This window comes from uncultured Thiodictyon sp. (assembly GCF_903828115.1).
Lineage (GTDB): Bacteria > Pseudomonadota > Gammaproteobacteria > Chromatiales > Chromatiaceae > Thiodictyon.
In genome coordinates, this window is the sequence record NZ_CAIKKU010000023.1 from 1 (window position 1) to 9,271 (window position 9,271).

A 9,271-nucleotide genomic window follows, 5' to 3' on the forward strand; every position below is an offset into this window, starting at 1 on the left:
CCGGAACATGAAAGTCCTCTCGACCGCTAGCTCGATGGCCAGCGTGCGGGGCGGCGTAGTCAGGGCTTCCAGCCCTGACTGTTCCAGCCCCGACACCGTCAGGCCAGGATGGCCTGACTACGCACTTTCACGGTAAAGCCTTGGACTCCAGGCGTTTGGGCTGCGGCGCTTAACTTAATGGCAGTGGGGTGCCGCGTGGATGCGCGCCAAGAGGGCGGGATAACCCCGCTGGAACAGACTGAGGTGATCGGTATCGAGGACCCGAAGCGGCATTGCCGGCCTACTCGGGCGGACGGTTGCGTTCCTGGCGGTAGTCGGCGATCTCGTCCTGCCAGTCGTCAAAGGTCGGGTCGTCGCTGAAGCTGCCGAAGTGCTCAAGCAACGGGCGGCTGTCGTCGATCTCGCCGAGGTCCAGACGAACCAGTTCCACTTGGTCGAAATACGCCCGAAGTCGCCGCTCGACGCCGCTTAACGCGGCCTCACGGGTCGGCTCCTTGACGCGGATCTCCGGCAGGTTGCTGACCCGTGTCAGGTAGCCGCCGCCCCGTTTACTCAGGATGATATCGACCTTCATGGGGTTGGACCTGCCGATGACACCGTAGGACACTGGTCTGACGCTAACACCCGCGCGGACAGCAGGCAAGCCCCGGGACAGGCCCTCGCGTCAGCTGCGCTGCGTTGACGCAAGCTGCTGGGGCAGCGGTAAGGGCGGAACCGCCTACGGCGTTCCGCCCTACGCGGGCTGACCTTCATGCATACCGCGCAAGATCGGCGCCTGGCCTACGGCGGACAGCGACTGCAAGGCCTTGGCTGGCTGCGTGATCGGGTGGTCTACCTAAATTCGGTTGAAGCGTGCGTCTAGCGGGCGTACATTGCAACGAGAATCGATTTTTTGGAGATCCCTCAATGCCCAGGGTTGCACAACGTCAGGACCGTCTCAGTCTGCGTCTCAGTCCGGGGTCCAAGCAGACCCTGGAGCGCGCCGCGGCCTGTCTCGATAAGACCCTGACTGATTTCGTCCTTGATGTCGCCCTGCGGCAGGCCGAGCAGGTCGTGCGTGCGCACGACGCCATCGTGCTCACGCACGAGGAATGGACACGCTTCCAGGCGCTGCTGCTCGATCCGCCGCCGCCCAATGAGCGGCTGCAACAGGCACTCGATGAGCATGCGCGGATCGTCCAACGGTGACCTGGGCAGCGGGGTCGCTGCGTATCGAGCCGCTCGGGGTGAGTCATGATCGTCAGGCGTTTGATTGTGGCGTGGCCTCTCTCAACCGATATCTGCGCGAGCAATCTTCTCAGGACATGCGGCGCGCAATGGTGCGCGTCTTCGTGGCCGTGCCCGTCGATCAAGACGCGCGGATCCTCGGCTTTTTCACCCTGAGTGCTGCGACCATCACGACCGTCGATCTGCCGCCGGAACTCGCCCGGCGTCTGCCCAGGTATCCGGTACCGGCCGCGCTCATCGGGCGGCTGGCCGTCGATCAGAGCGTCGCGGGCCAAGGCGTGGGCAGTCTGCTGCTCGCCGCTGCCGTCGGCAAGGCGAGGCTGGCCGCTGAGACGGTGGCGATGATGGCGATGGTCGTGGACCCGATCGACGAGGCGGCCCGGGGCTTCTACGCGGCCTTTGGTTTCTGCTCCCTGCTAGGACTGGAGCAGCGGATGTTTCTGATGCTCCCGTGTTCAGGAAGGCCGTCGTCATGATCGAGTCTTGGGATTCACGCACGCGCCGGCTGTTGGTCCGGCGAGGAGAGCGCCGCCCGTGCCCTCGCCGCGCTCTTCCGCAGGCTGGTCCATGTGGAGGACCCCGCGACCCCGCCGATCCGGCGCCGGGCGCGGATGGCCGACCTGTGCGCCGACGACCCCGCCGCCGCCCTGGCCGAGCGGCTGATCCAGGCCCGGCTCCTGGTCCCCGACGGCGACGGGCCGGACGGCGCGCCCGCCGCCGCGCGGTGCGGCCCGGGCGATGGGCGCCTGGTCGACGTCGCCCATGAGGCCCTGCTGACCCACTGGGGCCAGTTGCACGACTGGATCGAGAAGCGGCGCGACGCCCTGCGGCTGCGCGGCCAACTGGAGCGCGAGGTCCGCGACTGGCTCCGGGGCGGCTGCCTGACCGGGGACCTGAGGTCCGCCGAGCGCGCCCGCGACATGAGCGCCGCGCTGACCGCCTTGGACCTGGACCCGAGCGAGGAAGAGCGCGCCTTCCTCGACCCCATGGCCCGCGCCCCCTGGCTGCTGGGGCGGGATCTCGCGGCCTGGGAGGCGGTCGGCAGGCCCGATGACGGGCTCTGGGGGGCGGAGCGCTTCCTCGGCTTCGTCGATCCGGTGCCCCTCGCGGCGCCGCCCGCCGACGCGCCCGCGGCGGGGCCAGGCCTGGCGGGCACCCCACCCCTGCTGCCCGCGCCGACCGCCGCGCAGCGCGACTTCCTCGAGCGCTCCTTCGCGCTCACCCTGGCCTGCCACCCGCAGGACCCAAAATGCCGCACCGACTGCGGCAAGGCCCTGGCGGCGCTGGGCGACCCGCGCTTCGACCCGGACCACTGGTGGCTGCCGACGGATGAGACGCTGGGCTTTCGCGAGGTCGGTGCCGGGCCCTTCCTGATGGGCTCGCCGCACGGGGAGGGCTGGCCAGACGAGTGGGAGCAACACGAGCGGGTCCTGCCCGGCTTCTGCCTCGCCCGCTGGCCCGTCACCGTCGCGCAGTTCCGCGCCTGGGCCGCGGACCCGGACCGCGGCGGGCCGGCGGTCGATCCGCTAAGCCTGGAGGGCCGCGCCAACCATCCGGTGGTGCAGGTTTCATGGCACCAGGCCCGCGCCTACTGCACCTGGCTCGGCGAACGCCTGGCGGCCGTCGCGCCCGCCCGCGCCGCCGCGGCAACGGCCGCCGAGGCACCGGGCTTTTGGGCGGCGATCGCCGCTGGCCGGCTGCGCGCCGGGCTGCCGTCCGAAGCCCAGTGGGAGAAGGCCGCCCGCGGCACCGATGCGCGCCAGTACGCCGGCGGCGACACCCTGGACCCATCCCTGGCCAACTACCAGCAGACCCGGCTCGGTGCCCCCTGCGCGGTCGGCTGCTTCCCGCTGCTGGGCCAGGGCCCTTACGGCTGCGAGGACCAGAACGGCAACGTCTGGGAGTGGACGCGGAGTCTCTGGGGACCTGACTACATGAAGACGCAGTTTCGCTACCCCTATGAGCCGGAGGACGGCCGGGAAGATGAGGATGCCGGTGACGACCTGGCGCGGGTGCTGCGCGGCGGCGCGTTCTCCAACGATAGCCTCAACTGCCGCGGCGCGGTGCGCGCCCGCAACTACCCGCACTACCGCAACGGCAATTGTGGCTTCCGGGTGGTCTGGTCCCCATTACTCTGAACTCTGAACCCTCTGGACTCTGGACCTTTGAACCGCCGCATCGCGCGCCGACCCCCCGGCCGCGGTCCGCGCCCGGTCCGCCGTAGGGGTGCGATCAGAACTGATGTATTAACGCACATCTCGTAGAGTACGCATCGCGTACCCGCCAAGCTGCGGCGCCCGCCGGAGCTGGGTACGCGATGCGCCTATAGCTACCGGACGTTCCTACGGACCTGGCGTCGTGGTCGTTGTCGTTGTCGTTTTCGTAATCGTGGTCGGATTATTCGATTACGACAACGACAACTCGCGGGCCAATTGCCGGGTCTGGGATCACCCCACCGGGCCGTTGAGGTAACCGCGCAAGGCCCCGCCGTCCGCGTCGATGCCGCGGATCTTGACCTCCAGAATCTCACCGACCGCCGCCGCGTCCGGATGCCCATCGATACGCACCGGCAGGTAGTTGGGGGTGTAGCCGAACAGGTCCCCGGGCCGTCCGCCGCGGGGCTGGGCCTCGCGCAGGACCCGGCAGTCGCGGCCGACCTGGGAGGCGAAGACCTGCCACTGCAACTGATCCGCCAGGTCTTTCAGTTCCAGGACCCGCGCCCGTTTGGTGTCCGCATCCACCTGGTTGGGAAGACCGGCGGCCCTGGTGCCGGCCCGCGGTGAATAGGCGAAGCAATGGACCTGGCCGAAGCCCATGGCGGCGACGAAGCCCAGGGTCTCCTGCCACTCCGCTTCGGTCTCGCCGGGGAAGCCGGCGATGATGTCGGTGCTGAGGTTGAGCCCCGGCACCGTGGCCCGCCCCAGTGCGGCCAACTGGGCGAAGTCCTCGGTCTTGCAGCGCCGCGCCATGCGCCGCAGTACGCTGTCCGCGCCGCTCTGCAGCGGCAGGTGCAGGTGGGGCAGCAGGCGCGGGTCGGCGAACAGGTCCCAGAAGCCGTCGGGCAGGTCCCAGGGTTCGAGCGAGCCCAGGCGCAGGCGCGGGATTTGGGTCTCAGCGAGCACCGCGCGCACCAGCACGGCCAGGTCGCCCCCGAGGGTGCTGCCGTAGCCGCCGAGATGGACCCCGGTGAGCAGGACCTCCCGCACCCCGTCGGCGACGGATCGGTTGACGGCATCGATGATCTCCGGCAGTGGGCGGTCGCGCTCCGGTCCCCGCGCCAGGGTGGTCACACAGAAGGTGCAGGCGTGGCGGCAGCCGTCCTGGACCTTGATGAAGGCGCGCTGTCGGCCGCGGGCGAACAGGGGGTTGGCCGCTTCTTCGCTGGACAGTTGCGCTATGACCGGCAGGTCCAGGGCCGCCGCGGCCAGCGCCACCAGCCGGTCCTTGTCGCGGTTGTCGATCAGCAGCGCCACCCCGGATTCGCGCGCCAGGTCCGCCGCCTCCAGGGACGCCAGACAGCCGGAGAGCACCAGGCGCGCGTGCGGGTGGGCGCGGTGCGCGCGCCGCAGCCATTGGCGCGACTTGCGTGCCGCCTCCGCGGTCACGGCGCAGGTGTTGATGACCACCAGGTCCGCCGGCCCCGCGTCCCCGGCCAGGTCGAAGCCGCGCGCCCGAAAGCCCTGCGCCCAGTCCTCCAGTTCGGCCTCGTTGAGGCGGCAGCCGAATGACTTGAGCAGGACGCGGGGGCGGGTGCGCATGAGCGGGTCGCCGGGCCTTGGCGTGGTCAGCGGGCGCCCTGGTCGCTGCCCGCGTCTGGCTTGGGGCCGGGCGGCCCGCCGGGGGCGGCGCGGCGCCCCGTGACCCGCGGGATGTGCAGCAGCAGGGTGTCGGCCTTGACCTCCCGGGTCAGGCGGCGCAGGTCGGCGTCGGCCGGCAGGGGCACGCGCCGCCTGACCGACCCCTGGGCGGCGCTGGAGCCTTGCCGGTAACCGCCGTCGCCGACGCTGCCCTTCTCGTGCCAACTGCCGCCAATGCTGAGCGAGAGGTTGAGGCTCTGACCGCTCGGAGTGACCTCGACCGCGTCCGGTCGGCCGCCGCTGACCTTGATCCGGAGCAGATAGCCGTTGGCCTCGGTGTCGCCTACGACATCGAGGCGCGGCGGCCCCCCGGGGAGCGCCTGCCGGCCGCCCCCGTTGACCGGGGGCTCGGTGCCGGTCCCCGCCTTGGGGGCCGTTGCGGGCGCGTCGGCGGCCGAACTGCCGGCCGCGGCCGGGGGCGGGGGAAAGCGGCCCGGTTGCTCTGCACCTCCCGGGCCGTAGCCGGTCCAGGCCAGGGTCAGGGCCGGGCTGGCCGCGGCGATGGCGCCGGCGAGGGTGAGGACGTGGCGGCGGTGGGTCATCAGCGGCTCCTGAAGGAGGTGGCGGCGCCTGCCGGGTTCAGCCGCGCCGGGCCCAGGTCGGGCGGTCCAGGTCGTCGGTCAGCCCGTGCTCACGCAGCCAGTCGCGGGCGTCGGTCGCGTCCTGCTCGAACCAGGCCCGGGCCGAGCCCAGCCTGAAGCTGTAGCCCCAGGCATCCATATCGGCGAGCATCCGCGCCCGTCCCATACCTGGGATCTGGTCGGCCAGCAGGATCTGCAGGTAGCAGACGCCGTTCTCTTCCGGATAGTCGCCGCCCGCGTCGGTGTGCAGGGTGGCGCGGCGGGCGGGGTCCATGCAGATGTAGTGGCTGGCCTCGTGCAGTACCGAGTGCAGCGGCGTGTCGGCGCGCAGATAGAGCTGGTCGCCGATCAGCCCGGCCTCGGACTCGCCGAAGAAGCTCCCGGGGATAGGGGTGTCGGCGGGGCACGCGACGATCTGCATCCCGTAACGCGCGAGCATGGCGCCGGCCGTCCGCTGGTCCGTGTCGGACCAGGCGAGGATGGTGTCGGCGTTCGCGGCCGGTGCGGGCGCGCGGTGAGGCAATGGCTGATCGGGTAGCATGGCTGGTGAAGAATGGCAGCGGATAATGGGCGGTCATGATAACCGATCGGCTGCCCGGCGGTGCCGCAGTCCGTTTCTCCTATCGCCTCGGGCTGCAGGCGTTGTCGGAGACCTTGATCATAAGCCCGGCCCATCAGCCACCGGCTTTGATCATCGTTCCGGCCAGCGATGCTAATTTTGGAGTCCAAGGCTTCAGCCTTGGCCTGCCGATCCAAGGCTGAAGCCTTGGACAGGATTAACAGGATTTTGCAGGATTAACAGGACAAATAGCGTGCGACGCGCATCAGCAACACATCTTGTAAATCCTGAGAAATCCTGTTAATCCTGTCCATTTCTCAAGCTCACGGATAGTCTCAAATGGTAGCGGGATCTGCGCTTCGCGATACTTAAGACCCCGCGCCCGTAGGGTCCGCTGCGCGGACCGACGACCTAGAGTGAAACCGGCAGCGGCTTGACCTTCCAGATCTTCTCGGCATATTCCCGAATCGCCCGGTCGGACGAGAATTTGCCCATGCGCGCGACATTGAGTATCGACATGCGCTCCCAGCGCGGCCGGTCCGACCAGGCGCGGCTGACGCGCTCCTGGCAGTCGAGATAGGCGCGGTAGTCCGCGAGTACCATGAAGGGGTCCTGGTGGATCAGGTTGTCGGTCAACGGTCGGAACAGGGTGGTGTCGCCGTGGGAGAAGAGGCCCGAATTGATCAGATCGAGTACCGACTTGAGCTCCTGGTCGTCGCGGCAGATCTCCCAGGGTCGATAGCCTTCCGCCTGGCGTCGGCTGACCTCGTCGGCGGTCATGCCGAAGAGGAAGAAGTTGTCCTCCCCGACCTCTTCGCGGATCTCCACGTTGGCCCCGTCCAGGGTCCCGATGGTCAGGGCGCCGTTCATGGAGAACTTCATATTGCCGGTCCCCGAGGCCTCCTTGCCGGCCAATGAGATCTGCTCCGAGAGGTCGGCGGCGGGATAGAGCCGCTGGCCGTTCTGGACATTGAAGTTGGGCATGAAGGCGACGCGCAGGCTGTCGTTGACCTGGGGGTCGTGATTGATGACATCGGCCACCGCGTTGATCAGTTTGATGATCAGCTTGGCGAGGTGATAGCCGGGCGCGGCCTTGGCCCCGAAGATGAAGGTGCGCGGGACCATGGGCAGGTTCGGGTCCTGCTTGAGGCGCTGGTAGAGGCTGACGATGTGCAGCAGGTTCAGGTGCTGGCGTTTGTATTCGTGCAGGCGCTTGGCCTGGACGTCGAACAGGCTCTCCGGGTCCACCGTGACCCAGGCATGTTGCGTGAGCCACCGGGCCAGGTTGCGCTTGGCGGCGGTCTTGACCGCGCGCCAGCGCCCCTGAAAGTCGGCGTCGTCCGCATAGTTTTCCAATTCGCGCAGGCGGTTGAGGTCCGTCAGCCAGCGGTCGTCGCCGCAGGTCTCGGTGATCAGGGCGGCGAGGCGGGGGTTGCAGACGGCGATGAAGCGGCGCGGGGTGACCCCGTTGGTGACGTTGTGGAAGCGCTCGGGCCACAGGTCGTAGAAGTCCTTGAGAATGGTGGTCTTGACCAGTTCGGAGTGCAGTTGCGCCACGCCGTTCACCGCGCTCGATCCGACCACCGCCAGGTTGGCCATGCGTACCCGCCGGCCGCCTTCTTCACCGATCAACGACATCCGTGCGACCCGCCCCTCGTCATTGAGGAAGCGCACCCGCACCTCGTCCAGAAAGCGCCGGTTGATCTCGTAGATGATCTCCAGGTGGCGCGGCAGGAGCTTCTCGAAGAGCCGCACGGACCAGGTCTCCAGGGCCTCGGGCAGCAGGGTGTGATTGGTGTAGCAGAAGGTCTTGTGGGTGATGCCCCAGGCCTGGTCCCAGCCCATGCCGTGTTCGTCCATCAGCAGCCGCATCAGCTCCGCCACCGCGATTGCGGGGTGGGTGTCGTTGAGCTGGGCAACAAACTTGTCAGCGAAGCCGTCGAGCGGGCCGACCGTATTCAACTGCAGCCGGATCATGTCCTGGAGCGAGCAGGAGACGAAGAAATACTGCTGCTTCAAGCGCAGTTCCTTGCCGGCCGAGGGCTCGTCGTTGGGATAGAGGACCTTGGAGATGGTCTCGGCCTCGATCTTGGCCTGGACCGCGCCATAGTAGTCGCCGACGTTGAATGACTGGAAGTCGAATGACTCGGGGGCCTCGGACTTCCACAGTCGTAACAGGCTGACGTTGCCGGCCCCGTAGCCCAGAATCGGGGTGTCATAGCCGACCCCGATGACCTCCATGTCCGCCAGCCAACGCACGCGCAAGGTTCCGTGCTCGTCGTGGTACTGCTCGGTGCGGCCGCCGAACTTGACCGGGAAGCGCAGCCCGTGGCGCAGGATCTCCCAGGGGTTGCCGTTCTTGAGCCAGGTGTCGCTCTTCTCCACCTGCCAGCCATCCTCGATCACCTGGTCGAAGATGCCGAATTCATAGCGAATGCCGTAGCCGATGGCGGGGATCTGCACCGTGCTGAGCGAGTCCATGTAACAGGCGGCGAGCCGGCCCAGACCGCCGTTGCCCAGGCCTGGTTCCTCTTCGGACTCGATCAGTTCGTGCAGATCGAGCCCCAACTCGGCGCCGGCCTCGCTGGCCACGTCCAGGATCCCCAGGTTCACCAGGTTGTTGAGCAGGTGGGGTCCGAGCAGAAACTCGGCGGAAAAATAGCAGACCGTGCGGGCCTTGGAGTCCCGGTAGGTCTCGGCACACTTGATCCAGCGCCCCAGCAGGCGGTCGCGTACCGTGTAGGCGGCTGCCATGTAGAGGTCGTTGGGACTGGCGACCTCGCGGAAGCGGCCCTGGACATAGAACAGGTTGTCGATGAAGGCGCGGTTGAGCGCATCCTTCGACATGCCGGTACGGGTGTGCTCGTGGGTCGGAGTCGCTACCGGGTCCGGGGTTTCGAGCGTCTTCTCGGGGGACATTGGGCGCCTCTTCGTAACGCGTCAAGAACAAGTTAAGCACAATCGTTGTCGTTGTCGTTGTCGTGGTCGTTGTCGGAGAAACGATGCATTTTGGGGTGCGAGCGAATCCGGGACGTTACGATAACCTC

Annotated in this window: 9 protein-coding genes; 4 read left to right on the top strand and 5 right to left on the bottom strand. The window is 68.0% G+C overall.

Annotated elements, in window-relative coordinates; genetic code table 11:
* Positions 1-280 precede the first annotated feature (280 nt).
* A complete protein-coding gene (locus QZY48_RS00805) occupies positions 281-574 on the bottom strand; it encodes a hypothetical protein (RefSeq protein ID WP_295426532.1) in 294 nt (97 codons plus the stop codon).
* A 332-nt stretch (positions 575-906) separates the two neighbouring features.
* On the opposite strand from QZY48_RS00805, the gene QZY48_RS00810 reads away from it, so the two are divergent.
* The 3 genes from QZY48_RS00810 to QZY48_RS00820 are packed head-to-tail and all read left to right on the top strand — an operon-like array spanning position 907 to position 3,365.
* On the top strand, positions 907-1,188 hold the full coding sequence (locus QZY48_RS00810; RefSeq protein WP_295426534.1) for a DUF1778 domain-containing protein: 282 nt from the start codon (positions 907-909) through the stop codon (positions 1,186-1,188).
* Positions 1,185-1,703, top strand: a complete 519-nt coding sequence (locus QZY48_RS00815; protein WP_295426536.1) for a GNAT family N-acetyltransferase — start codon at positions 1,185-1,187, stop codon at positions 1,701-1,703. The genes QZY48_RS00810 and QZY48_RS00815 overlap by 4 nt, the downstream gene beginning before the upstream one ends.
* A gap of 12 nt (positions 1,704-1,715) precedes the next feature.
* Positions 1,716-3,365 (top strand): formylglycine-generating enzyme family protein, encoded by a 1,650-nt coding sequence (locus QZY48_RS00820; protein WP_366929617.1) that lies wholly within the window; start codon positions 1,716-1,718, stop codon positions 3,363-3,365.
* A gap of 309 nt (positions 3,366-3,674) precedes the next feature.
* Here QZY48_RS00820 and QZY48_RS00825 read toward each other — a convergent pair whose 3' ends face one another.
* Genes QZY48_RS00825 through QZY48_RS00835 form a run of 3 tightly spaced genes read right to left on the bottom strand, consistent with a single transcriptional unit; the run spans position 3,675 to position 6,104 of the window.
* Positions 3,675-4,985 carry a MiaB/RimO family radical SAM methylthiotransferase gene (locus QZY48_RS00825; RefSeq protein ID WP_295426540.1) on the bottom strand — a complete coding sequence of 437 codons (1,311 nt, stop codon included), beginning with the start codon at positions 4,983-4,985 and terminating at the stop codon, positions 3,675-3,677.
* A 26-nt stretch (positions 4,986-5,011) separates the two neighbouring features.
* A complete protein-coding gene (locus QZY48_RS00830; RefSeq protein WP_295426542.1) occupies positions 5,012-5,626 on the bottom strand; it encodes an Hsp20/alpha crystallin family protein in 615 nt (204 codons plus the stop codon).
* A 37-nt stretch (positions 5,627-5,663) separates the two neighbouring features.
* Complete coding sequence (locus tag QZY48_RS00835) at positions 5,664-6,104, bottom strand: hypothetical protein (protein WP_295426546.1); 441 nt, start codon at positions 6,102-6,104, stop codon at positions 5,664-5,666.
* A gap of 137 nt (positions 6,105-6,241) precedes the next feature.
* Between QZY48_RS00835 and QZY48_RS00840 the strand changes: the two genes are divergently transcribed.
* Entirely contained in the window at positions 6,242-6,427 is a 186-nt protein-coding gene (locus tag QZY48_RS00840; RefSeq protein ID WP_295426544.1) for a hypothetical protein, read from the top strand.
* Between the two features lie 208 nt (positions 6,428-6,635).
* Here the strand turns inward: QZY48_RS00840 and QZY48_RS00845 are convergent, their stop codons facing one another.
* A complete protein-coding gene (locus QZY48_RS00845; RefSeq protein ID WP_295426545.1) occupies positions 6,636-9,143 on the bottom strand; it encodes a glycogen/starch/alpha-glucan phosphorylase in 2,508 nt (835 codons plus the stop codon).
* Positions 9,144-9,271: the final 128 nt, after the last annotated feature.

Excerpts from the sequence above, each read along its gene's own strand:
- QZY48_RS00825 (WP_295426540.1), bottom strand. The coding sequence starts at position 4,985 with ATGCGCACCCGCCCCCGCGTCCTGCTCAAGTCATTCGGCTGCCGCCTC.
- QZY48_RS00845 (WP_295426545.1), bottom strand. The coding sequence starts at position 9,143 with ATGTCCCCCGAGAAGACGCTCGAAACCCCGGACCCGGTAGCGACTCCG.
- QZY48_RS00805 (WP_295426532.1), bottom strand. The coding sequence starts at position 574 with ATGAAGGTCGATATCATCCTGAGTAAACGGGGCGGCGGCTACCTGACA.
- QZY48_RS00840 (WP_295426544.1), top strand. The coding sequence starts at position 6,242 with ATGATAACCGATCGGCTGCCCGGCGGTGCCGCAGTCCGTTTCTCCTAT.
- QZY48_RS00810 (WP_295426534.1), top strand. The coding sequence starts at position 907 with ATGCCCAGGGTTGCACAACGTCAGGACCGTCTCAGTCTGCGTCTCAGT.
- QZY48_RS00835 (WP_295426546.1), bottom strand. The coding sequence starts at position 6,104 with ATGCTCGCGCGTTACGGGATGCAGATCGTCGCGTGCCCCGCCGACACC.
- QZY48_RS00830 (WP_295426542.1), bottom strand. The coding sequence starts at position 5,626 with ATGACCCACCGCCGCCACGTCCTCACCCTCGCCGGCGCCATCGCCGCG.